Here is a 23,557-nt window from a genome sequence, read left to right as displayed (position 1 = left end):
GATGGTGGATACTACCAACTCGCCACCATTGCCATAGCCTGCCATAACATCAGCAGCGAAAGTACAAAGCCGACGCCCCAAAAGGTACTACGCAAAATATGCTGATCCAGCCAGTACATCAGTAAATAACAAAACCGGGCAAACACAAAGCCCATGGCGTAATACTCGGTTAATGGGGTCACCGCATCAACTGCCACCACGGCCAGCGCCCCGGGAATATACATAATCAACGCCTCAAAACTATTGTAATGGGCCGCTTTGCACCTGGCGCCGAAGCCCTCCAGACGATCCTGCTGTTGCCTTGGGTTGCGATTGTCATAGCCCTTTAATCTGTGCATCTCTAACGCCAACGGGGCCTTGGCCAGAATGGGCATAACAGTGGCAATAAACAAACTAATCAAAACAATTTCCATAGCGCTCTCAACTTTTTCGCAATTATTTGAATATTCACAAAGTTGCAATTAGCATACTCCCGAATTAGCACTACAGCCAGTTTTGTCATGACCAGCAACACATTACCGGGCCTGACCCTTCCCTCTCCCTGGCAACCACTCACCGGATTGCCACATGCGGATCTGTGGGTAAAACGGGATGACCTGATCCACACCATCATCTCCGGCAATAAATGGCGCAAGCTACAGGGTTTCATGACGCAAATCAGACAACAACCTCCGGCAAAGATCATCAGCTTTGGCGGCGGCTACTCCAACCATTTACACGCACTTGCCTACCTTTGCCATCAGTTGGACATTCCCTTTATCGCCATGGTACGCGGTAATTATTCTCTTAACATGACACCCATGCTAAATGACATCCTCAATTGGCAGGCGCAAATACACTGGCTGAGCAAACTGGAGTATCAGCAGAAGCACCACGAGCACTGGCTGGCCAGCAAAATACCAGATTTAGAACGATGTTTAGTGATCCCTGAAGGGGGTTCTGCCATAACGGTTCATGCGGGAATGTACAACTTAGTTGCGGAGCTACCGGATAACCTGGATCTGTTGATATGTCCGGTGGCCAGTGGCGGCACTATGGCAGGGATAATTCAGGCCCTGTGGCAACAACGGCGTAAAACCCGGGTGATGGGCATTGCAGTATTGAAAGGCCTGGATTATCTGGAAGACCTGGTACTGAATCTGCTCAGCGACGCACAAGCCAAACACCATCCCTGGCAAATCAATCATGATTTTCACTTTGGCGGGTACGCCAAAACAAGCGAGGAACTCAGCCAGTTTTGTCACGACTTCAGCCAGCTGACTTCGGTGCCGCTGGAACCCGTATACAGCGGCAAAGTGTTTTTTGCCCTGCAACACATGTTGCTCAACGGAGCGCTGCCGGAACATGAAAAAATAGCAGTGTTGCATACTGGTGGGTTACAGGGAAAACGCTGAGCCTCCCCTGGATTGAATCCACAATTATCCGTTATCAATAGCGACCGTTTCCGGTCGCATTGCTGTCAGCTTCCAAACTGCACGCGGAAACCGGCATTTACCGTAAAACCATCATTGCGTGACCAGATATCGGTAGTCCATCGACCACTTGCGGCCTGTTGCATTAACAACAGTGGCTCTTCTCTGGTTTGACGTATGTTGAGCAAATTCTCAGCATTTAAGAACCAACTGACCCGCCCGGTCGTTATTTGCCCCAACAGCCCCAGATGCCAGTATGGCTCGCTTCGGTCGCGATAAGGATTCCCTTCCAGGTGTTGTGTACCGGTGTAATAGGCTTCAAAGCCCAGTAAGTGACTACCGTGTTCTTCCCACATGATAACCAGACCTGCTGAGTGTCGGGGTGTAAGTGCCAGCGGTATGCGGTTGCTTTGCCCTTCGCCGGGTTTGCTGGCATCCGAGTATAAATAACTTCCGGTAAACTTGATATCTCGCCATCGATAGCGCAGCAGCAATTCTGCGCCGGAGATTTCAGTTTCGCCCTCGACATTCACCAGCTGCACCCTGGTATCGGTGACAGCACTTTCGGGTATTACCTGCAATTCCGTGACATTTTCCACTTCGGACCGAAACAATGTCACACTGGTTTCCAGACTGTTTGTGATGTAACTGATATCCATGGATGCGGTGGTCGCCTGCTCCGCTTCCAGATCGTGCAATGGCGCCAGTCGTGATAAGCCCGCGTCATCTATCTCTTCAATAAAAGGGGTAGGCGCAAAATAACCCTGTCCAAAGGCTCCCCTGAAAGTCCAGTTTTCCGGTCGGTAGAGCACAGAAACCCGTGGACTAAATTGGATTCCGTATTCGCTGTGCCAATCGGCTCGCGCACTGACAGACATGGCCAGGTTATCCCTTATGTCGTAGTCTACCTGTGAAAACAGGCCCGGTATTTCATAGTTATAATCAAACAACGGGAATGCTTCAGAGTCGAAGCTTTCCGCCTGATAAGCGGTACCGATTAGCCAGGCCAGATTGTCACCAAATCCGGATAGGCTGGACTCCACCAACCAACTCTTGTGATTATCGTCTTCAAAAACAGTCCCAAATTGGTGTTCGTGGGTCTGGTCCATTATTGAGCCACGCAGATTAAGATTCAGGTTTTCATTGAGGGGGGTATCAAAAACAAAACCGAAATCGGCTCTTTGGGTGTCCTGGTTTTGTTGAAACTCATCTCCACCCGGCACCGACGCCGTGTCCAGTGTTCCACCTCGACGATTTTCCTGCATCGCACCCACGGTCAGATACAGATTTTCGCCATCGTCACCTTGCCAATACAGTCTCGGCCGGACACTTCCTCGCTCATGCCCCGCCAAATCAATCCATCCGTCATCATCCAGATCTTGTTCTTTTTGATGGTGCAGCCCGGTGGTTACCGAACCGCTCCACGATGAATTAACCGGCGCAGACCAGTAAGAGGTAATATCCTGCCCCTCTTTTGAGGTGACATTCACTAATATTTCCCCTTCGAATTCATCGGAAGGTGTTTTCGATATCAGGTTGATTAAACCTCCCAATGCCGAACCACCATACAAAGAAGAGGCAGATCCTTTAATGATTTCCACATTAGCCAGGTCCGTTGGCGGGATTTGTAACAAACCAATCGATGCAGACTGGCCACCATAAAGCGGCAGGCCATCGCTTAGTAGTTGCGTGTATCGGCCATATAAACCTTGTAGTCTGATATTGGCGCTGCCCAGTGCCGGAGAGGTGGTTTGCACACGCACACCTCCCGTTTCAGCCACCAGCATCGAGATATTCCCCGGCCGCATCAGTGCCTTTTCCTGTATTTCCTCGCCATTGATAATCTCTGTTCGGGTGGCTGATTCGGTAACAATGCGCCCTAACCGGGAAGCCCTAACCTGAATCCTCTCTACCGCTTTGTGCTCATGTTCGTGATGATCATGTTCGTGATGATCATCATGAGCGTGCCGCTCCTGATGATCCTGTCGGTCCTGATGTTTGTGCTTTGTATGCGCAACCTGTTCCTGTTGCTCTTCCTGGTGATGTTGCTCTTCCAGGTGATGTTGAACGGCCTGCTGTTCTGTTGCGATGGCAGGTAAAGGCAACATTACAATTGCCAGTGCAATATGGCTATGCTTAGTAAGCATGTTAAACCTCGTCAATGCTTAAACTGAGTTTTGTTTTTTAAATAGTTGTTTTTTAAGGCCCGGGAAAGGGCCTATCAGACGCACTGATCCCGGGAAATGGGAGGGCGGTAGACGGGGTTTATGACAGAGTTAGGAGATCGCTGGCAATAATCGACAACGGGTTCACTCAGTAACCTGGTGTGCATTACCGAAAATTGGACTACCCAAAAAGTGCTCCCCGAACAAAGTCCTTCGGAACAAGGACAACCAGCCGAACAGCAATTTGCATCGCAACACGCTTCGTCATTCTCATGGCTGTCGACTACGTTGTTGCCCGATAATGCTAAATGGGTCTTCTGGCTCACTGCTGACTCATGAGACGTACCACAGGGGGTGATTGTTACAGCTGCCTGCAACTGGCCTAAAAAGGAGGCAAGCAGCAATATCACACTCATTATACGAACACATGGACTAAACATATTCTGCGCTAAATTGTCTTTTAGTAATTTTGCTTACATTGCATTATGGCGGGTGGCCAGCCTGATTTTACGGGCGATGGCTTGTTGCCGTTTGCGTTCAGTTTCAGCGTAAACCGCGGCGCCAATTATCCCGGCTTCGTTGAGTAATGTGGCAGCCACTACGGGTGTCTTAAGCGTTAACAAAGACTCGAATTTTTCCATTTTTTTACTGGCACCGCCACCCAGAATGATTAAGTCTGGCCAGAAAAGCGCTTCCATCGTAGTTAAATAATGGTTGAATCTGGGGGCCCACTGTTTCCATTTCAAATCCTCGCGTTTCCGTGCTGAATCGGCGGCGTAACGCTCGGCCTCATGGCCATTATCCAGGTAGATATGCCCGAGTTCGGTATTGGGCAGCAACTCACCGTTGGTAAATACTGCGGTCCCCAGGCCCGTGCCAACCGCCACAAAGATCACTATCCCTTGTTTGTACTCCTGGCCCTTACCCAATTTAAACTCTGCCATTCCAGCGGCATCTGCATCATTAACGCAGTAGACATCACAACCGGTTGTTGCAGCGAACAGCTTTTCAATATGGGTATCGATGAAGGCATCATCGACATTCGCCGCGGTTTTTGCGACACCGTGCTGGATAGCGGCAGGAAAACCACATCCAATTGGCCCCTTCCACTGGAAGTGCGTCACTAACTGCTTGATTGTATCAGCAACAGCCTGGGGGGTGGCCGGTTGTGGAGTGGGGATTCGGTGACGCTCAGTCAACATCTCTCCGGTGGCGGTATCGACTATCGCGCCTTTAATCCCGGAGCCCCCGACATCTACACCTAAAATTCGCATAATATGTTCCCGACTATTATTTAAATTTAAGCCTACCAGGCTTTTGTAAAATCGCAAATGGCGCAATTATCCCTATTGCGACAGCGCTTTTTTCGCACCGGTCTGCAAGATAGTAATGCGATCCCCTTCATTTATGCCATTTTGGGAAAACCAATCGACATTCATTTCCAGAGCGTACAAGACGGGCGCAGAGCTGGGTACCGAAGTCAGATCCAGAGGCTGCATTTGTTTTATATCTACGATTTCACCGTCACTTTTAAAAAACGCCACATCCAAGGGGATTAGAGTGTTCTTCATCCACATGGATATCAGGCGTTCGCGGTCAAACCGGAACAACATGCCACAATCTTTGCAAAGTTCGGTGCGGAACATCAGCCCCCGGGCACGAAGCTCCCAGGTGTCAGCATATTCAACCTGCAAATGTTTACCGTTAATCGCAATTGAAGCCTGTTTAAACTCCTGTTCCTGAGGAGTTAACTCTTGAGCCTGGACGCTGCCAAACAATGCCAGACTTACCCATATCAGCCATGTAAAAAATTGATTTTGTCGCATAATAACATCCATTTTTTCTCGCACTTTACTGTCTCTTTAACTAAAACAAAAGGACAATCTGGCGGCCCGGGGTCAACTCAGGCTGATTTGCTCTGGCAAATACTCCAGTCGTACCTTGCTGCCATAATGGACGCCCTTAATGGGCTGGCAAATGACTTCCAGCAAAGAGGCATCGTGAAAATGTTGGGTTTTGGTTTCCGGGTGGGGGTAATAAACAAATCCCTGATAGGCTTTACCTGAAAACCAAACCGTACACTCAGCAAAAGAAAAGGTTTCAGCGTTGAAGCCCGCTATCCAGGCCACCTTTTCAAAGCAATAAGCGGGATTGAGCATTCTAAACTGAGCCGGTGCCACTGAAATGTTTAATGTGCCTGGAAAATAACCCGTGAGATCCAATCCCAACGCCTTAAAAAAGGGCATTTGCAGGGACACACTTCCGCCCGGATAAGGACTGTCTTTGGCCATCCCTGAAGCAATTTGATGCCCCTGCACAACCACCCCATGGACAAATTTAGATTGTGTCATTTTGCGTTTTCCGATGATTCGCTTTGTACCTTGTTCAGTAACATTTTGGCGGGAATGCCTGGCTTAAGCATTCCGGATTCGACCTCTTTAATCAGATGATAAATTGCGGTATTTGCCGGTGCGGCCTGGTTAACCGATTCGGCAAGCTTTGCCACAGCTCCGTTTAAATAGTCTATTTCAGTTTTTCTGCCACTGCTCACATCCTCCCACATTGAAGAACGCGCCTGCGGATCGATAGCCAACATTTTCTGCGCAATCAGCGTAAACAGCCAGTCAGGCAACCTAAGTATAAAGGGGATCCAGTCCGGGGCCACGGCGGTAAGTTTCGCCAGTTTAATGTTTTTTGTCCGGCAGTATTGCAATAGCTCTGTCTGACACTGTGCCAAAACCCGTCGGTAATCTCGCTGTTGCAATTGAGATTTCAAAGGAATATCCGACAACGCATTGATGGCATTATTGAGATTCAGGAGTAACTTGCCCCACACAATCCCCTCCAGATTTTCATTCAACTCGCAACCCAGGCCATACTCCTGCCATGCGCTTTGCAACGCCATCAATGGGGCTCTGATTGGCAAATGCAGACCGCCCTCTGTAGCGCGATGAAAACGCGCGCCGGCGGATTGCACAACATTAAACGGCGTGATCCCGGCAAAGACTTTAAAATCCGGCATCGCCCGCTTTACCTGTTCCACGGCCCCCACCCCATTTTGCATACACAATATCAATGCACCGGGATTAGCATGTTGTTGCATTTCAGCAATGGCCGATTCAATGGCTGTACACTTCAGGGTAACCAGAATGATATCGGCTTGTTGCAACACCTGCGGGGAAGTTTCAAAGGGCACATCTGTGACCCGGTCATGTCGGCCCTCATAATCGCTCAGGGTGATTCCGCCAGCCTGCTGGATTTCATCTTTGATACGTTGCCGTCCCAGCAAAGTCACGTCGACATGCTGAAGATGTAAAATAGCCCCGATATAGCAGCCAATCGAACCTGCGCCATAAATAACTGTGCTCACAACGGTACCAGAAGTGATTAATACTGTTTCTAGGCTATGCCTGTGTCAGCATTTTTGCAATGTAAAAAGGCTGCGCACTTTTAATTGGCAGCCCTTAACACTTCCCGGTTTACTTTGAACAGCGATATAAGGCGTTGAGGTTGTGATAAAACAGCCTCAGCAACAATGCGATACACAGTAGTGCTAATAACGGGTACATACTCCCACCACTGGATTGACTGCGATTAAGTACCGTTACGGTAAGGGTTTGCGCTTCACTGTAAAGCTGGTTATCACTGGCCTGAATTCGAAATGACAACTGTGTTTTTTCGGAAACCTGCGGTGCCGTGAAACGAAGCTGTTGCTCATCAGCGTTGATAGCAACCACCACACCGGCGGTTTGCTCTACCTGAAACGTCAGCTCATCACTGTCAGGATCGCTGGCTTGCGGAGTAATCACCACAGACTGCCCTTCCTCAACCGTGATGCTGGAGAATGCCTGCAAGGTTGGCGCGTCATTCACCGGCGTTACCGAAACGGATACAGGTGTAGCACGCGCATACTTTCCGCTGCCATCAGCCACCTTGTAGGTAAACTGGTCGTTTCCACTAAAATCAGCAGCAGGCGTATAGCGAAACTGCCCCGCAACCAGCTCTACCGTGCCGTTCGCTGGCTGCGTTACCAGCTCCAGCGAAGCAGCATCCAGTCCTCCTGAAGCTTCAACAAAAGCCGTGGCAATCGCTTTGTATTCGATATCGAGGTTCATCTGCGATGTTAAGGTCACCGCCGTGCGGGTTTGGTCGTTGTCCAGTACGTCCAGGGTCATCGCTGAGTCTTCGGTCACTGTCAGTGTGTCAGCAACACCATAATCCAGCTCTCCCGTCAGTTGCAATTGTGCCTCCAGCGTGACCTTACCTTCTTCCACGGCTAACAATTTAAGTGCCGAACCCGATTGAGGTAACTGGCCTGTAGCCGGATTAAGTTCGTCGTAATAAAACTGCGTCACACCAATGGTGCCATCCCGATTTTCCGCGCCGACAGAAACAAACGCTGGTTGATAGGGAATATTGAGGTAATTGAACCAGATGTTGTCGGTGTTTTCCTGAATGATAAGTTGAAATGTAAAGCCTGAGCGATCAGTCTGTGGTTGTTCCGGATTGTCACCTTCCCCTTCAGGTATTTCATTCAGGTTAAAGGGTTGCACATTATCCCATTCAACGACCAGGTAGTTCAGGTCATCTATCACCCGAATCGCGGCGCGCATATGGCCACCGCCTGTGTCACTCTGTTCACTGGGGTCGATGAGGTCAAACTCTGTCCAGAATGGTGCTATTACATTATTTAGGTTATCAGCTTGCGGAAATTGCTGATTAAACAACGCGCTGAAATAGCTGATATTGCTCGCGCCTGGCACAGCAAAGCCATTATCAGTGACGGTAACAGTCTGGTAGTTTTCGCCATTAAACTGAAAATCAAAATCCAACACCAGGCTAAAACCATTGCACCCATTTGAACAAGGTAATGGCGCTACCTGAGCATCAGACAACAAGAAATCATCCCACAATCCCTGCGGGGCCAGAGACATGCTGCCAGCCATCAATTGCCCCTGCCAGTTGAGAGTCTGATTATCATCTGACAATGCAAATTCAGCAGTTATGGCATTGGTGACGGTTACCTCCTCGGAACCCGCCACAAATTGCGCGTTGTCTGGTGCAATAAGCTGCGCAGAAGCCTGCTCAGTAGTCCCAATGTTGCGCAGTCGCGTGGTGAAACTAACGGGGTCAGCAGACTGCAATTCAGTGCCATCGTAACTTACCAGCAAACTGCCTTCATCACTGGTATCGTTTGCATAGATCACCAGCGGCATGTGCTGCACATCTCCCTGACTGTTGGTGGCGGTCAGGCGGCCAAATACCCATTTATCAAACAGGATATGCTCGGGATTGGCTCTGGTAGCATCGACATTCAGGGCGATGTTGGCATGGTCGGCGTCTTCACCTTCTGGCGCTAACTCGATAACCTCCGGCGTAACTGTTCCAGTCGTTTCACCATCAAAAAATGCCACACTCAGATGCCACTGCTGTGTTTGAGATGTTTCGTTATACAGGGTGTTTTGATGATTACACTGGCCGATACAGGAAGGCGAAGACCAGGAAGGGGCTGCCAATCGCAGCCTGGCATTTAGCGCCGCCAGAGTATTGAGGCGTCCTGCCCCCTGATGAAATGCATTGGCCGGATCTATTCCCAATTTTATATCTGTCTCTGAAGTGGACATCAAAGCGGATTTTATCTGCTGCGGTGTCCATTGAGGATATTGCTGCTTTAACAAGGCGGCTGCCCCGGCAACCTGAGGCGATGCCATACTGGTGCCGGTCAACATTGCAAAGACCACATCGTCTTCGGTGCTATCGCCTGACACGGCAGTTGTCAGGCCACCTGGCCCATCGGGAAATGGGTCAAACACAAATTCGTCAGGCGAATAAGCAGACAATACATTGGTCCCCGGCGCAGCCATATCCGGTTTAAGTACCGATGGGTTGTTGTTTGGGCCAGTGGAACTAAACGGGTTTACAATATCCACATATTGCGCTTCTACGCCCTGCTCCGACTGATGGCTAATCGTTAGGCGGTAGTCTCCTGCATAGGCATCATCCACCAGAGTTAAGCCATTTTCACGCGAAACACCAAAAAGCGGGATACTGTAGACTCCCTCGTACGGCACAAACGGTTCATAGGTGCCCATACCAAAGGCACCGCCCTGATATATGAGTACCGCTTCACCGCCGCCACTTTTGATATTGTCAGCCACCTCTTCCAGCGAACAAAACGGGCGATAATCCACCAGCACAATAGCACCGGAAAAATAATCCGTGTCCATTGCTCCACAACCGCTATCGTCCAGTGGGCTAATGCTGTTTAAGGATTTTAAGGTTAACGTAATGGCTTGCTCAATTTGTTGATTATTCCCCTGGTACGCCAGGAATTGCTTGCCATTAACGCTGAGAGGATGCCCGATAAACCGACCGTGGGTGGTGTTTGCCACGGCAATTCCTGACTCGATACACGCCGGACAATTTATTGTGGCCCCAGGATGAGCGGTGTTGCCGGCGGCATTAACCACAACAATACCGGCAGCCTCGGCATTCGCAAAAGCCTGATTGTAAATCGAAGCCGCCGGGTCCTCACCACTGCCTGCACCCCATGAATTATTAATGATATCCGCGCCATCCAGTACCGCGGTTTCCAGTGCTTCCAGCAGCATAGTGTCAGTACCATAAGCCAGTCCCATATCACTCATGTATAGTGCCTTATACACCATCAGATAAGCACCTGGCGCCACACCGGAAATGTCCAGGTTTGCCTGGTTATAAGTAATGTTCAGCGGGTTCCCCACAGCAATACCGGCCACATGGGTGCCGTGACCATCAAAGCCTTTAGGTGAGTGATATTCACCGGCATAAACACTCATACCATGTACCGCCGGATCAATATAACGAGCAGCGATAAGCTTGTTATTACAAAACCCGGCGTCACCGTTTACCGAGCGACAATAATCTGGATTGGTGACAATATGGCTGTTGTCAGGTAGTTCCAGGGGGTCAAAACCGGCATCGTCAAACATCGGGTTTTCCGGGCGGATCCCGGTATCAATAACCGCTATTTTAATGCCCTTACCGGCCTCCGCCTGACCACCCAACAGCTGCCATGCTGACGCGGTTTGTGTTATCTGGTGGCTGGCATCTAAATCGACATAGCGCAACCGCACCGGATATACCGCTTTCACCTGTGCATGGGATTTCAGTTGTTTTAGTGCTGCATGATTTGCACTCACCTGGACGCCATTGAATAAAATACTGTGAGTAGCGTGAACCTGAAGCCCGGCAATCTCCGATTTGAGGCGCTTAACATTGGCTTTAAGCTGTGTCTCAATACGACTTTTCAGAGCCACATCCTGTGCATTTTTGCTCGCCAATCGATTTCCTTTGGCATGGCTATTCCCCTGGGACACTTGCTTTGCCAGGGGCGCTTCATAGAATTCCACCAGGTAACGGTCCTGCAATGCGCTGTTAGCGCGTAAAAAACTGGCTTCCATGCGTCTCTCAACTGCACGCACATCCACATCCCGGGAAATATGAGCCTGTCTGACGGGCGCCGGTTTTAACTCCTGAGACGTCTGAATTTGCGCTGTTGAGGCGGTACTGAAGATAATAAGACTCAATACCACCGAAACTGTCACTAACTGACCACCTACATTTTTCATTTTGCCTTCCTGAATCCACAACACTGGTAAAATTATGAACAATTGAGCGCACCCAAGACTCGCCATAATTGTTTAGAATTGTGTTCAAAGGTAATCGACGTTGAGTTCCGGTTTTATCGCTATACAAACCCTCGTTTCGGGCAATATGACGACCAGTAAATCAACGAGAAGATAATCATGAATACCAAAAATTACGCTAAATTTTGTGCTTTACACGACCACAATGCGCCGCTGCAATTAGTCAATATTTGGGATGCTGCCGGAGCCAGAATATTGTCGAAAATGGGAGCCAAAGCCATTGCCACCAGCAGTGCGGCCATCGCCTGGTCATTGGGGTATGCCGATGGCTACCAGATGCCACAGGAGCAGTTGCTGGCAGCGATAGAGCGAATTATCAGAGTCACTGAGCTGCCTGTTACCATTGATATTGAAAACGGCTACAGCGATGTCCCTGAAACAGTGGCCACACTTTGTAGTACATTGACAGACATGGGCGTTGTGGGAATTAATCTGGAAGATGGTCTGCAACCGGCTGAGGGACTTAGTGACAAAATTTCAGCAATCAACGCCATGACCAGTCAGCTGTTTATCAATGCCCGTACCGATGTTTTTTTGCATAACGCCAGCAACGAAACTCTCATGAGCGAAGAAACCCTGCGCCGGGCTCATCTGTATCGTGCTGCCGGCGCCAATGGCCTGTTTGTACCCGGTCTGAGCAATTTGCAGATCGCGCGTTCAATAGCACAACAGATACAATTGCCTCTCAATCTGATGGTGAGCCAGCAGGACGACATGAAGCAGGCCCGCCAGGCAGGCATTGCCCGTATATCAATGGGGCCTGCCCCTTTTCTAATGGCTTATTCTGGTTTAATCGCGCTGCAGGACGATAGCGCCCAACATCACAACCCATTGCAGTATGAAACCATGCAGAACTATCTGGGATAAAAAAACCGGGCTGCAAGGCCCGGTTCGGTTACAAATGAGCAATGCAACTTATCAGGACAAATTCAGCGTTGGAATAATGTTTTTCTTCGCTTTTTCTTCTGCCGCTTTAAAGTCAGGCATTTGATCAAAGTTCAGGTAACGGAACACGTCAGCGCTCATGGATTCGATTTTGTTGGCGTATTCCATATACTCCGCAGCAGTCGGAATTTTACCAACAATTGCTCCCACGGCGGCCAACTCAGCGGACGTCAGATAAACATTAGCGCCGTCCCCCAGACGGTTGGGGAAGTTACGGGTGGACGTGGATAAAACGGTCGCTCCGGCTTCAACTCGTGCCTGGTTCCCCATACACAGTGAGCAGCCTGGCATTTCAGTGCGAACTCCCGCTCGGCCATAAATATTGTAATAGCCTTCTTCCATTAGCTGTGCCTTATCCATTTTCGTTGGTGGTGATATCCACAAACGAGTAGATAAAGGCGCTTTGTTTTGGTCCAACAATTTACCGGCGGCACGGAAATGACCGATATTGGTCATACATGAACCGATAAACACTTCATCCACTTTGTCACCCGCCACATCTGACAGGGTTTTCGCATCATCGGGATCATTCGGGCAGCAAACGATTGGCTCCTTAATCTCGCTCAGATCAATATCGATGGTTTCCAGATATTCTGCATCATCGTCAGCCCGCATCAGTTGTGGTTCCGCCAACCACTCTTCCATCTTCTGCGCCCGGCGCTCGAGGGTCCTGGGATCACCGTATCCTTCGTTGATCATCCAGCGCAACATGGTAATGTTGGAGCGCAGATATTCGCTGATGGATTCTTCCGACAACTTAATGGTACAGCCTGATGCTGACCGTTCGGCTGAGGCGTCAGATAGCTCAAAGGCCTGTTCGACGGTTAAATCTTCCAGACCTTCAATTTCCAAAATGTTACCGGAGAAGATGTTCTTCTTACCTTTTTTCTCAACCGTTAATAACCCTTGTTTGATGGCGTATAACGGAATGGCATGCACCAGATCACGCAATGTAATACCAGGTTGCATCTTGCCTTTAAAGCGCACCAATACCGATTGTGGCATATCCAGCGGCATGACCCCGGTTGCTGCTGCAAAAGCCACCAGACCGGAACCCGCCGGAAAGGAAATCCCCAGAGGAAAACGGGTGTGTGAGTCACCGCCTGTACCCACCGTGTCCGGCAGTAACATACGGTTTAACCAACTATGGATGATACCGTCGCCAGGGCGCAGCGAAACACCACCGCGGTTCATAATGAAATCAGGTAGCGTGTGCTGAGTATCGATATCGACAGGTTTGGGATAAGCTGCCGTATGACAGAAAGACTGCATCGTTAAATCCGCAGTAAATCCAAGGCAGGCCAGATCTTTTAGTTCGTCACGAGTCATAGGACCGGTTGTGTCCTGTGAACCCACGGTTGTCATCTTAGGTTCGCAATAGGTGCCGGGACGGATACCTTCAACGCCACAGGCTTTACCGACCATCTTCTGCGCCAGCGTGAAGCCCTTACCCGTATCTTTGGGTTGTTCAGGTTTACGGAACAAATCAGAGGATTCCAGCCCCAGTGATTCGCGCGCTTTCTCGGTCAGACCACGACCGATGATGAGATTGATACGCCCACCGGCACGCACTTCATCCAGGATGACTTTTGATTTGTAGCCAAACTCTGACAAGAGTTCGCCGGTTTCGGCGTTCTGAATTTTGCCGTCCAGAGGGAAGATATCAATAACATCGCCCATTTCCAGTTTATCAACATCGGTTTCAAACACTAATGCACCGGCATCTTCCATGGTATTAAAGAAGATAGGTGCCACTTTGCCCCCGATACAAACGCCACCACCGCGCTTATTGGGTACGCCGGGTAAATCTTCACCAAAGTACCACAACACCGAGTTTGTGGCTGATTTACGGGAAGAACCGGTACCGACCACATCACCGACAAACGCCACCGGATGGCCTTTGGCTTTTACATCTTCAATTTGTTGCAGGGGGCCAGTTTCGCCATGTACTTCCGGCTCTATGCCATCTCGCGTCATCTTATACATTGCTCGCGCATGCAACGGAATATCCGGACGTGACCAGGCGTCCGGTGCCGGGGATAGATCATCAGTGTTGGTTTCACCGGTGACTTTAAAGACCGTCATGGTGATTTTTTCCGGGACTTCGTCACGCGCAGTAAACCATTCACCCTCCGCCCAGGACTCAATAACGTCTTTGGCAAACGCGTTGCCCGCTTTCATTTTGTCTTCAACATCGTGAAAGGCATCGAACATGAGCAACGTGTGTTTCAATTCTTCGGCAGCCAGTTCTGCCAGGTCTGAGTCGTCCAGCAACTCAACCAAGGTTGCTATGTTGTAACCGCCGTGCATGTTACCCAACAATTGCACCGCAGCCTCTTTGGAGATAATCGGCGAACTGGTTTCTTCTTTCACAATGGCAGATAAAAAGCCCGCTTTGACATAAGCAGCTTCGTCTACACCGGGAGGTACTCGCTCTGACAATAACTCTAACAGAAAGTCCTCTTCTCCGGCTGGAGGTGATTTTAGTAATTCAACTAAAGCAGCGACTTGCTCAGGGTTTAGTGGTTTAGGGGGGACGCCTTCCGCAGCGCGTTCCTCGACATGTTTGCGATATGCTTCTAACACAACAAGCTCCTCATAAAATGTTTCGCACAGACGTGCAAATTGCAATGATAATCATTCACGTTACGCTTATTTTCAAGCAACGCAATTCAGCGTGTGAATAAGCAATCATTTCATAACAGGATAAGAAAGAAGCCTAGTATAAAGAATCCAGACAATAAAGGAAAACCAGAGACGTATTTTCTGCGGAATAGCCGCCATAAACATCAGTTATATAATACTGAAATTTCATTAATGTCTGGAATACAACACAACAATGGTGTGTTGTATTCCATTGCTATTATTCCTTTTCAGGGTCAAATCGCCGCGCCTGCAGGGCTGACAATTTGGCGTAGTACAGATTTCGCTCAGATTGTTCCCAGGATTTCTCAGCGGCCACGCGCATGGCTTGAGCTGCACTTTCATAATCACCACGTTGGTATAAGCTCTTCGCCAGACCAAAATAAATTTCATCCAGGTAAGGGGCCAGGGCCATAGCCTTTTTATAATAATTGATAGCGCGGGAATGATTCTCTTCCTGATACGCTTCATGCCCTAACTTTATCCAGGCATAGGGATTATTATCGGGAAAATCCAACAATCGCTGCCTGATTTTTTCAGCTTCACGGGTCCGGTTTTGCGCCTCCAATAATACCGCATAGTTACTCAACATATTGGTATTATTCTGTGCTACAGTCATTCCATACTGGTAATACTGCTCAGACAATTCTGGCATTGCCAGGCGCCGATAAATGATAGCCATCAGATTAATGTTTTCCGCATCCTCTGGTGCCAGCTCCAGAGCCTTTCTGGTTAACCAAAAGGCATTACGGGTATCGTTTTCCAATAACGCATCAGCAGCCAGGTTGCGGTAGTACATACTCAAAAATAACGCCTCGCTGACTGCATTGCCCGGAACATCATAACGACTGGGAAAATAATCCACGACAAGTCTGGGCCGTATTAACGTAAGCACACCTTCCTTAGGTTGCCAGTTTGGATCGTACAAATAGGTGCGTACATGATATGAGAGCAACAGTACGTTGTTTTTTTGCTTAAACACCGGCGTTGCATTCACCATCTGAAAGCCCGTTTCAATGCCGGCCACCCGGGCCAAAGCCGTTGTCATCATCGCCAACGACAAACAGTTGCCGGCTTTTTCAGTCATTGCTTCAGATGCGGTGTAAGTGTTTCCCCGGTAATCAAATCCGTAGGTATAGCTCTCCAGGTAATTGTACAAGCGTTCATGTGGCTCTATATCAGCGCGATGGGGCGCATCATACCAGGCGCGAAACTCTGCAATTTGTGTATCAGTCAGTCGGAAAAGTTGCTGTTCATCATACTGTTGCAATGGCCCAACCTGGTTTGGAACAACAATCTCAGGCACCCTGTTTTTAAGCGCATTTTGACTATCCGCATCCCTGACTGCACAACCTCCAAGTATTGCTGTACAAATAATCGCTACAATAAGTTTTTTCAATCCTTTCAGTTCCTTAACTTCGTTTGCCCGACACAATAAAAAATTTTCCCGCAGGTATCAATCAGAAATGGCAATTCATGTAAAAACCGTAAATTTAATGCGCAACTTCTGTTAATTATTTGTAATGAATACGTATGCGAAACGTTGTCACCCTACCAACTTCCAGGATACAACTTAAACAACGCAAAACAATCAAACCACATTCACCCGGCGACAATAATCTAAACTTCATGACTAAAAATGAATTGATCCTGCAGAGGTTGGAACAAATCCGATTCGTCATCGCGGCGCAAAATCATGCCCTGGCGATGCTACTTCCCAACAAAAGTGACAAGCTTCACTCTTTGCGCGAGAGCGACTGTGATATCGGGCTAACAGTATTGGTTGAGCCTGGTTGTAAGCAGTTGTTTTTAGACGATATTCGTTGGCTTTCTGACATTCAACACATTGCTTTCGAGTTCAGGAGAAGCCCCGGGCATTTTCGCTTTTTATTTTCGGACGGTATATTTTGCGATCTGACCATTGTTGAAAAACAGGAATTAGAACCCCGCGAAATCAAAAACAACAGTATCGCCTGGTTACACAGCACGATGGATTCCGAGATTTTCGACGTTGCGGTGCCGCAAAGCACCCGACACAGTCCGGATACCATCGAAGAATACCGCGATCCGCAATGGCTGCTGGGTGAACTGCTAACCAATTTGTTAATCGGCTTAAGACGTTACAACGAGGGGGATAAGTTGTCGGCATTTTATCTGATCCAGCATCATGCGCTTTCCAGGCTGCTCACCCTGGTAGAGAACTGGGAACAAAAACAAGGCTCTGAATCCGTCAGTTTGCACATTGAACACCAGAGTTTTGAGCAAAATTTCCCGCAACTGGCCGATATCGTTGCGGGATTTGCACAGGGTTATGAGGCGTCACCACGCTCCGCCATGGCCATTCTTGATTATGTTGAACAACACGAAAGTATTAACTATTTTATCAAGGACCAAATTCTGAACCTGATCAAACCTCACAGCAATCTTCACTGAGCACAACCGGCTTAAACCCGTTGTACTTCTGGCTTTTTATCCCACTCCCGACACAACAGATACACCAGGATCGCAATCGAACCCGTGGCAGCAATGGCTATTAACCAGGGCACCGGATTCATCGCTCTGGACTTTGCATCTGCAATCATCCAACTACTAAACACCAGACAACTAACCACCAGGTCCAGTAAAATTTGTAAAGCGACGGGGGAAGCAAACCCGGAAAGCCAGATCCCCATATATCCCTCCTGAATTAGTACCCAGACGCTGTAACCACCGAATATCAACAAAGTCAAAAACAATAACACCACACGCAAATTCATAGTAACTCTCCAAATGAACTGTGCTGCTACGTTATCTGATGACAAGGTGTGACAGCAATTACCTGAAAGGTAATTGTACTGTGATTAAATTAGGCTAAATTGAAGGTACTTAAGGCCCTTTATACAGCGACAAGTCATCATGGAAATCAAACAACCAATATCGCCTTTTTCAGCGGTTTTAAAGAAATGGCGAAACTACAGAAAACTATCGCAACTGGCCTTGTCACTGGAAGCCAATATTTCACAACGGCATATCAGTTTTCTGGAATCCGGACGTTCGCGACCGGGCAAGGACACTATATTGCAACTGGCAGGTGCGCTGGACATGCCACTCAGAGACCGCAATCAGTTGTTGATCAGTGCCGGTTTTTCGCCAATTTACAATGAGAGAACCTTGAACGATGCAGCAATGACCAGTATCAACAACGCACTCAATATGATGCTGGCGCATCACGAGCCTTTTCCTGCGCTGGTTGTAGACCGCAACTGGAACCTTCACATGGCGAACCAGGCCACCAATAAATTGCTCGGCCTAATCGGCCCACCGGACAGCACTTTGTTTGCAGAAAACAAGCTCAATATCTACCGCCTGACCTTTTCCGACAAGGGGTTTCGTCCCTTCATCAGCAACTGGCAGGAAATCGCCAATCCGTTGCTGTTGCGATTGCAGCGAGAGGTAAACGCAGACCCGGACAACTCATTTCTGAACGCTTTGTTTGACGAAATGCAAACCCTGGCAGGCAGTTGTCATTATTCCAGTGCAGATATTGCAGCTACCATTGCACCAGTGCTTTCTGTGCACATTCGGGTCGCTAACATGGAGCTTAAACTCTTCAGCATGGTATCTGCTTTTGGTACCGCACTCGACGTCACGGCTTCAGAACTCAAAGTAGAAACGTTTTTCCCTGCCGATGAACTAACCCGGCAGTTTTTTATAACTCAAAGCGAATAACGGCGCCTGGTCAAACTCTGCTCTTTGGCTGGCCCTATGCCCGGAGGCATCTTTATGTGATCGCTGGAAAAACCTCTGTGACCGCACAGTGAGGCCTAAAAATCGAAGGTGCTATCTCCCATATCCTGCTTCACCCAGCCCTGGCAAAGAAGGGGATTTGAAAAAATCAAACGGTTGTTTCACTTCTGTGCAGTTCCTACTTATACTCACAGTAACTGAGTCGATAAATGTGGAATATTATGCAAGCCTTATCTGGTCTGGACGCCTCCTTCCTGTTTCTGGAAACCAATAAAATCCCGATGCATATTGGCGGAGTAGCCATATTAGAGGGCTCTCTTAGTTTTGACAGCTTCCAGCAATTTCTGGAGGAACGCATTCATTGTGTGCCACGATTAACCGAAAAATTAATCACCTCCCCATTAAATGTAGACCGCCCTCATTGGCGTTATGATGAAGATTTCGATATTAACTTGCACCTTCACCGCACGGCCCTGCCCCGGCCCGGAGGTTGGTCTGAATTGCGCTATTTAGCCTCCAAGGTGTTTTCCTTAAAATTAGATCGCGACCGCCCTTTATGGGAATTCACGTTTGTTGAGGGGATAGACAATATCCCTCAGGTACCAAAAGGTTCCGTAGCCTTAATTTCCAAAATTCATCACTCCGCATTTGATGGAAAATCCGGTGCACAACTGATGAGCATGTTATTTGACGTCTCGCCTAAGCCGCGAAAAGTGCCACAACCCGGGGAACGAAAAAAAGAGAAGTTGCCAGGCACAATCAGTATGTTGACGCAGGGAGCGATTAATTTAGCCTCCAGAACCACAAGGTTGCCAGGGCTGTTGTGGGAAACCGGCAAAGCAACAGTAAAAACCAGTTATATCGCAAAAGTACATGGCATTGACATGCCCACATTGCCATTCACCGCTCCGCCCACTCGCTTTAATGATATCGCAGGACCTCAGCGCATTTGGGATTCTTCCATTTTGGATCTCACACGGGTGAAAGCCATCAGAAAGGCTGTAAAAGATGCCACGCTGAACGACGTGGTGCTGGCGATCTGCGCCGGTGGTTTGCGCCGTTATCTGCTGGAAAAAAACGAACTACCTGAAAAACCACTGGTGGCCATGGTGCCGGTTTCCACCCGTTCCAATGAACAGCAGGAAGATATGGGCAACCAGGTCACTGCCATGTATATCCAGTTGGCCACCAACGAGGCTGACCCGATAAAGCGGCTGGAAACCATTCATATCAATACGGTTATCGGAAAGTTGTACCACGAAGCAATTGACGCTGAGAGTTTAATGGGTTTTGCTGAAGTCATCCCGTTTGGTCTTGCTGGTGTGGCTGCCCGTTACTACAGCAGAGCCAATATCGCCAAAAAACACAATCCCATTTTTAACCTGATCATTACCAATGTCCCCGGTCCACAAATTCCACTTTACATGGCCGGGCACAAGTTACATGTCAACATGGGAACCGCGCCCATTATTGATGGCATGGGGTTAATTATGCCGGTGTTCAGTTATAACGGTACGATTTCAATCAGCGCCACGTCCGCCACCAACCTGATGCCGGATATGAATGTGTTTGTGCGATACGTACGTGAAGCGGCTAATGAACTGGAAGCCGCCGCTTTGGTTGCGCTTTCAGAGACACCGGCCAGCGAGCCTATTGCGAAAAACACGACCGATGAGGCAGATGACATAGGCAGGCCGGGAGGCGAAAGTTCATGACAGCCCCATTGCTGAGACACACTCTGCTGGAAAGCCGCACCATTTTGGAATTTGCCGCGACTACCCTGGCATTGCCCTTCTTACTCAGAGCGCCTTCCGGCAAACATCCGGTGATGGTTTTGCCAGGCTTTTTGGCGGGTGATAACTCCACACTGGCACTGCGCCAGTTTCTGAAAATGAAAGGCTACCGAGCCTTTGGTTGGCAACAGGGGCGTAATCTCGGACAGCACATAGTCCCAACTGAGAAGATGATTCGGGAAGATCTGTTAGAGCGCGTACTGAACCTGGTAGAACAGGAAAAACAACCCGTGCACCTTATTGGCTGGAGCCTGGGGGGTATTCTGGCCCGGGAAATTGCCCGGCTGATGCCTGATATGGTGGCCTCGGTGATCAGTCTCGGCAGCCCGTTTAATACGCCAGAAGCCTCTGCTCCCATGGCATCACGAATTTTTAAACGATTCAATCAAAAACGCATGGGGGATGACTACATCATTCCACCCGAATTGGCACAAGCGCCGCCGGTTCCCTGCACATCGATTTATTCCCGCTCTGACGGCATAAGCCATTGGCAGGGATGTCAGCAACTCGGCCACGAGAAGCACTTTGAAAATATTGAGGTCAAAGGAAGTCATTTAGGGCTGGGTCACCATCCGGGCGTCATATGGCTTATCGCTCACCGACTGGCCGCCAATGCAGGCTGTCGAAGTTTGCAAGAGTGGCAACCTCTGAATACCAATGAGGCCCCGCGTTGGTTAGCAGGAGATATCGTAAGTCAGCATAATCATAGCCGGGAGGACTGATCAGCAGATTGACTTTTTATCCCCTGCGGTGTACTCCATAATGCTACGGTTTACCCTATAATGGTAGTTGTCTGAATCTCAAGCGGGGGTGCTATGTTACATAGTCTAAATTCACTTGAAGGATATAAGATTATCGGTAGTGATGCCGAGCTGGGTTACTGCAAAGACTTTCTGTTTAACGACGAAAGTTGGAATGTGCATTATATGTTGATCGACACCCGTAAGTGGTTGCCCGGCGGCAAAAAAGCACTGGTGCATACGCGACTGATTGACGCAATCGACAACAGTCGCAAGCAGATTTCACTGCAACTTAGCAAACCGGAACTTAAAGACAGCCCGTCTTTGCTCAGCAACGACCCCATTGCCCGTGCCTATGAAAAAACCTACATGTGCTATTTCGAATATGCCACCTGGCATGTGGGCCCGGAGCCTCTGGATACCTATTTAACCGGAGTACATCCGGAACAGGTAAAACTGGTGGGGTCGCCGAAGGAGCCTGCCTCTGAAAAAAACCACGTGCATTCAGCCAATTTTGTAGAAGATTACGAATTACAGTCTGATGATAACAAGCATGGCCATATCAAAGATTTTGTGCTCGATTCGAATAACTGGGATATTGCTTTTCTGGCAATCGTCATGAACAAATTGCTAGGCCATGAAAACCCCATTTTGCTCAAACCTACAGCGCTGGAAACCATTCACTGGCCCAGTCAAAAAGTACTGGTAAACCTGACAGCGAAACAGATCAATCAAAGCCCGATTTATCACCCCAGGCTGTTACCAGCAGCGGAGCATTCCGAGCTTTTATAAAATAATATCTATTTAATATTGGCTCAAAACCGGCTGAAAAAGCCACTCACTCCACGAACAAACCACTTTGGATACAAGCGGGACCATTGCACCAACGCCTTGTTGTGAAATTTATGCACATAAATGGTGTCCCCTTTCATCACAGCCTGATAGGCATCTTTCACCAGTGATTCCGGGGATACTTTCAGAAAACCCGGAACGATATTTTCCAGCCCGTTGCCCGCCAGCATCATATTGGTATTAGTAAACCCGGGACAAACACAATGCGTACTGACATGGCTGTATTTAATTTCTTCACTCAGCGCCTCGGTGAAAGACAAAACAAACGCTTTTGATGCCCCATAAACGGCAAATTTTGGGGTCGGCACAAAGCTGGCAATCGACGCGACATTGACAATTTTACCATTGTCTCTGGCTAACATCTGCGGCAGAAACTGCCGAGTCAGACGAACCAGCGCATTGATATTAAGTGCCAGCAACTGTTCAATCTTGTCAGGATCACTGTTGCAAAAGTCTTCCACATACATCTGACCGGCATTATTAATCAGAATATCCACCTGCAATTCTTTATCCACCAGCTGTTGCGCCAATGACACGGCTGCATCCTGCTGAGTAAGGTCCTGGGCAAGCACAGTGATCTTGGCTGCATATTCCCGGCGTAAAACTTCGGCCAGTTGATTGAGTTTATCTTCCGACCGGGCAACCAACACCAGATCATGTCCCTGACGCGCAAACTCCTCAGCGAAACACTTGCCGATACCTTCTGAAGCGCCGGTGATCAGTGTCAGATTAAGTTCAGGGTGAATCATGCAGTGTGTCCATTAATTACCATAATTAACAGTGTAGAAGGTGATCAGGGGAATAGGAATATTTAACTAAGTCTGAGGTTATTTTTCATCGTCAGCATCAAACAAAGATGACTGGCTGGCAACCGAAGGCGCATTTTTTTGCGCCTGATTTTGTCGATACATCACGCGTTTTTTACGCAATTTACACGCGGCGATAATTTGTTGCTTAACAGCATTATCTACCTGATGCCAATAGACACGCTCATCCCTGCTGCGAAAACAGCCCTTGCAGTAACCCTTATTATTAACCTGACACACGCCAATACAAGGGCTGGGGATCTCGAAAAATTCCAGTTGCTCCATAGCTGTGTTATAGAGGGATTATGATATTTGCACAAGGTGTATAAATGCACAGTGGTAGCAAAAGTTATGCTGTACATACCCCCCATTTAACCAGCCGTTGTTGACCCTGGCCTTATATTTTCATCGTTTTGCAATTGTAACCGCCCCGCGGAATCAGGAAGTTCTGCAGGCTCCGGTGGCAGTGCTTTGGTATTACAAACCCCACTGTTTTTTACAACAGTTGAGTCTCTATGCCACTGACACTGCTAATTTTATTGAAGAGTTGTAGCGCAACCGGAAGAATGGCGGTAGCTATTCCTCGTCAGCCAGTTTTTGCTTCTTTACCAGCCCATATATCTCATAATTTAACGCTAAAATACCAAGCAATGCCGCCGCAATAAAATAATCAGAAAGGAAGATATAAAGGTTGTTATTTAGCGCATCAAACGCAGCCATAAAGAAACAATAAACAAGATTAAAACCAACAATAATGTTGCCGAACAATTTTATGTTTTTCATAGTG

20 protein-coding genes are annotated in these 23,557 nt (G+C 48.5%); 7 read left to right on the top strand and 13 right to left on the bottom strand.

What is annotated here, in order from left to right; translation table 11 throughout:
• Nucleotides 1–11: 11 nt before the first annotated feature.
• The gene (locus AC0J20_RS07635; protein ID WP_229528666.1) at nt 12–413 is read right to left on the bottom strand and encodes an MAPEG family protein; all 402 of its coding nucleotides are present in this window, start codon (nt 411–413) and stop codon (nt 12–14) included.
• A gap of 87 nt (nt 414–500) precedes the next feature.
• Between AC0J20_RS07635 and AC0J20_RS07630 the strand changes: the two genes are divergently transcribed.
• On the top strand, nt 501–1,394 hold the full coding sequence (locus AC0J20_RS07630) for a 1-aminocyclopropane-1-carboxylate deaminase/D-cysteine desulfhydrase (protein ID WP_473021234.1): 894 nt from the start codon (nt 501–503) through the stop codon (nt 1,392–1,394).
• 65 nt (nt 1,395–1,459) lie between these two features.
• Here AC0J20_RS07630 and AC0J20_RS07625 read toward each other — a convergent pair whose 3' ends face one another.
• The 6 genes from AC0J20_RS07625 to AC0J20_RS07600 all read right to left on the bottom strand — a co-directional run bounded on the left by AC0J20_RS07625 (nt 1,460) and on the right by AC0J20_RS07600 (nt 11,187).
• Nucleotides 1,460–3,559, bottom strand: a complete 2,100-nt coding sequence (locus AC0J20_RS07625; RefSeq protein ID WP_473021233.1) for a TonB-dependent receptor plug domain-containing protein — start codon at nt 3,557–3,559, stop codon at nt 1,460–1,462.
• Nucleotides 3,560–4,050: 491 nt separating this feature from the next.
• On the bottom strand, nt 4,051–4,851 hold the full coding sequence (ppgK, locus tag AC0J20_RS07620) for a polyphosphate--glucose phosphotransferase (protein ID WP_473021232.1): 801 nt from the start codon (nt 4,849–4,851) through the stop codon (nt 4,051–4,053).
• Between the two features lie 72 nt (nt 4,852–4,923).
• Entirely contained in the window at nt 4,924–5,403 is a 480-nt protein-coding gene (locus tag AC0J20_RS07615) for a DUF192 domain-containing protein (protein WP_473021231.1), read from the bottom strand.
• A 72-nt stretch (nt 5,404–5,475) separates the two neighbouring features.
• Nucleotides 5,476–5,928, bottom strand: a complete 453-nt coding sequence (locus tag AC0J20_RS07610) for a hypothetical protein (RefSeq protein ID WP_473021230.1) — start codon at nt 5,926–5,928, stop codon at nt 5,476–5,478.
• Nucleotides 5,925–6,947 (bottom strand): 2-dehydropantoate 2-reductase, encoded by a 1,023-nt coding sequence (locus AC0J20_RS07605; protein WP_229528661.1) that lies wholly within the window; start codon nt 6,945–6,947, stop codon nt 5,925–5,927. Before AC0J20_RS07605 ends, AC0J20_RS07610 begins: the two co-directional genes overlap by 4 nt.
• 109 nt (nt 6,948–7,056) lie before the next feature.
• Nucleotides 7,057–11,187: a S8 family serine peptidase gene (locus AC0J20_RS07600; protein WP_473021229.1), complete on the bottom strand. Its 4,131-nt coding sequence runs from the start codon at nt 11,185–11,187 to the stop codon at nt 7,057–7,059.
• A 177-nt stretch (nt 11,188–11,364) separates the two neighbouring features.
• Between AC0J20_RS07600 and AC0J20_RS07595 the strand changes: the two genes are divergently transcribed.
• The gene (locus tag AC0J20_RS07595; RefSeq protein ID WP_473021228.1) at nt 11,365–12,132 is read left to right on the top strand and encodes an isocitrate lyase/PEP mutase family protein; all 768 of its coding nucleotides are present in this window, start codon (nt 11,365–11,367) and stop codon (nt 12,130–12,132) included.
• Between the two features lie 51 nt (nt 12,133–12,183).
• Here AC0J20_RS07595 and acnB read toward each other — a convergent pair whose 3' ends face one another.
• Nucleotides 12,184–14,796, bottom strand: coding sequence for a bifunctional aconitate hydratase 2/2-methylisocitrate dehydratase (acnB, locus tag AC0J20_RS07590; RefSeq protein ID WP_473021227.1), 2,613 nt, complete (start codon nt 14,794–14,796; stop codon nt 12,184–12,186).
• 277 nt (nt 14,797–15,073) lie between these two features.
• The gene (locus AC0J20_RS07585) at nt 15,074–16,252 is read right to left on the bottom strand and encodes a tetratricopeptide repeat protein (RefSeq protein WP_473021226.1); all 1,179 of its coding nucleotides are present in this window, start codon (nt 16,250–16,252) and stop codon (nt 15,074–15,076) included.
• A gap of 134 nt (nt 16,253–16,386) precedes the next feature.
• On the opposite strand from AC0J20_RS07585, the gene AC0J20_RS07580 reads away from it, so the two are divergent.
• On the top strand, nt 16,387–17,286 hold the full coding sequence (locus AC0J20_RS07580; RefSeq protein ID WP_229528656.1) for a hypothetical protein: 900 nt from the start codon (nt 16,387–16,389) through the stop codon (nt 17,284–17,286).
• Between the two features lie 11 nt (nt 17,287–17,297).
• Here the strand turns inward: AC0J20_RS07580 and AC0J20_RS07575 are convergent, their stop codons facing one another.
• The gene (locus AC0J20_RS07575; RefSeq protein ID WP_473021225.1) at nt 17,298–17,609 is read right to left on the bottom strand and encodes a hypothetical protein; all 312 of its coding nucleotides are present in this window, start codon (nt 17,607–17,609) and stop codon (nt 17,298–17,300) included.
• Nucleotides 17,610–17,748: 139 nt separating this feature from the next.
• On the opposite strand from AC0J20_RS07575, the gene AC0J20_RS07570 reads away from it, so the two are divergent.
• The 4 genes from AC0J20_RS07570 (at nt 17,749) to AC0J20_RS07555 (ending at nt 21,904) form a co-directional block, all read left to right on the top strand.
• Nucleotides 17,749–18,561: a helix-turn-helix domain-containing protein gene (locus tag AC0J20_RS07570; RefSeq protein WP_473021224.1), complete on the top strand. Its 813-nt coding sequence runs from the start codon at nt 17,749–17,751 to the stop codon at nt 18,559–18,561.
• A 239-nt stretch (nt 18,562–18,800) separates the two neighbouring features.
• Nucleotides 18,801–20,294 (top strand): WS/DGAT/MGAT family O-acyltransferase, encoded by a 1,494-nt coding sequence (locus AC0J20_RS07565; RefSeq protein WP_473021223.1) that lies wholly within the window; start codon nt 18,801–18,803, stop codon nt 20,292–20,294.
• Nucleotides 20,291–21,094 (top strand): esterase/lipase family protein, encoded by an 804-nt coding sequence (locus AC0J20_RS07560; protein ID WP_229528652.1) that lies wholly within the window; start codon nt 20,291–20,293, stop codon nt 21,092–21,094. The genes AC0J20_RS07565 and AC0J20_RS07560 overlap by 4 nt, the downstream gene beginning before the upstream one ends.
• 93 nt (nt 21,095–21,187) lie before the next feature.
• Complete coding sequence (locus AC0J20_RS07555; protein WP_473021222.1) at nt 21,188–21,904, top strand: hypothetical protein; 717 nt, start codon at nt 21,188–21,190, stop codon at nt 21,902–21,904.
• Between the two features lie 23 nt (nt 21,905–21,927).
• On the opposite strand, the gene AC0J20_RS07550 is transcribed toward AC0J20_RS07555, so the two are convergent.
• The 3 genes from AC0J20_RS07550 to AC0J20_RS07540 form a co-directional block, all read right to left on the bottom strand.
• Nucleotides 21,928–22,713 carry an SDR family NAD(P)-dependent oxidoreductase gene (locus AC0J20_RS07550; protein ID WP_473021221.1) on the bottom strand — a complete coding sequence of 262 codons (786 nt, stop codon included), beginning with the start codon at nt 22,711–22,713 and terminating at the stop codon, nt 21,928–21,930.
• Between the two features lie 78 nt (nt 22,714–22,791).
• A complete protein-coding gene (locus AC0J20_RS07545; protein ID WP_229528649.1) occupies nt 22,792–23,055 on the bottom strand; it encodes a DUF1289 domain-containing protein in 264 nt (87 codons plus the stop codon).
• 291 nt (nt 23,056–23,346) lie between these two features.
• Complete coding sequence (locus tag AC0J20_RS07540) at nt 23,347–23,553, bottom strand: hypothetical protein (RefSeq protein WP_473021220.1); 207 nt, start codon at nt 23,551–23,553, stop codon at nt 23,347–23,349.
• Between the last annotated feature and the right edge of the window lie 4 nt (nt 23,554–23,557).

This window comes from Planctobacterium sp. R6 (assembly GCF_055755215.1).
Note: the sequence above shows the minus strand (reverse complement) of the source record. Positions and strands in the feature narration are given on the sequence as shown.

Coding starts and splice junctions, on each gene's coding strand:
- AC0J20_RS07635 (WP_229528666.1), bottom strand. CDS start 413: ATGGAAATTGTTTTGATTAGTTTGTTTATTGCCACTGTTATGCCCATT.
- AC0J20_RS07630 (WP_473021234.1), top strand. CDS start 501: ATGACCAGCAACACATTACCGGGCCTGACCCTTCCCTCTCCCTGGCAA.
- AC0J20_RS07625 (WP_473021233.1), bottom strand. CDS start 3,559: ATGCTTACTAAGCATAGCCATATTGCACTGGCAATTGTAATGTTGCCT.
- ppgK (WP_473021232.1), bottom strand. CDS start 4,851: ATGCGAATTTTAGGTGTAGATGTCGGGGGCTCCGGGATTAAAGGCGCG.
- AC0J20_RS07615 (WP_473021231.1), bottom strand. CDS start 5,403: ATGCGACAAAATCAATTTTTTACATGGCTGATATGGGTAAGTCTGGCA.
- AC0J20_RS07610 (WP_473021230.1), bottom strand. CDS start 5,928: ATGACACAATCTAAATTTGTCCATGGGGTGGTTGTGCAGGGGCATCAA.
- AC0J20_RS07600 (WP_473021229.1), bottom strand. CDS start 11,187: ATGAAAAATGTAGGTGGTCAGTTAGTGACAGTTTCGGTGGTATTGAGT.
- AC0J20_RS07595 (WP_473021228.1), top strand. CDS start 11,365: ATGAATACCAAAAATTACGCTAAATTTTGTGCTTTACACGACCACAAT.
- AC0J20_RS07580 (WP_229528656.1), top strand. CDS start 16,387: ATGCGAAACGTTGTCACCCTACCAACTTCCAGGATACAACTTAAACAA.
- AC0J20_RS07575 (WP_473021225.1), bottom strand. CDS start 17,609: ATGAATTTGCGTGTGGTGTTATTGTTTTTGACTTTGTTGATATTCGGT.
- AC0J20_RS07570 (WP_473021224.1), top strand. CDS start 17,749: ATGGAAATCAAACAACCAATATCGCCTTTTTCAGCGGTTTTAAAGAAA.
- AC0J20_RS07565 (WP_473021223.1), top strand. CDS start 18,801: ATGCAAGCCTTATCTGGTCTGGACGCCTCCTTCCTGTTTCTGGAAACC.
- AC0J20_RS07560 (WP_229528652.1), top strand. CDS start 20,291: ATGACAGCCCCATTGCTGAGACACACTCTGCTGGAAAGCCGCACCATT.
- AC0J20_RS07555 (WP_473021222.1), top strand. CDS start 21,188: ATGTTACATAGTCTAAATTCACTTGAAGGATATAAGATTATCGGTAGT.
- AC0J20_RS07550 (WP_473021221.1), bottom strand. CDS start 22,713: ATGATTCACCCTGAACTTAATCTGACACTGATCACCGGCGCTTCAGAA.
- AC0J20_RS07545 (WP_229528649.1), bottom strand. CDS start 23,055: ATGGAGCAACTGGAATTTTTCGAGATCCCCAGCCCTTGTATTGGCGTG.
- AC0J20_RS07540 (WP_473021220.1), bottom strand. CDS start 23,553: ATGAAAAACATAAAATTGTTCGGCAACATTATTGTTGGTTTTAATCTT.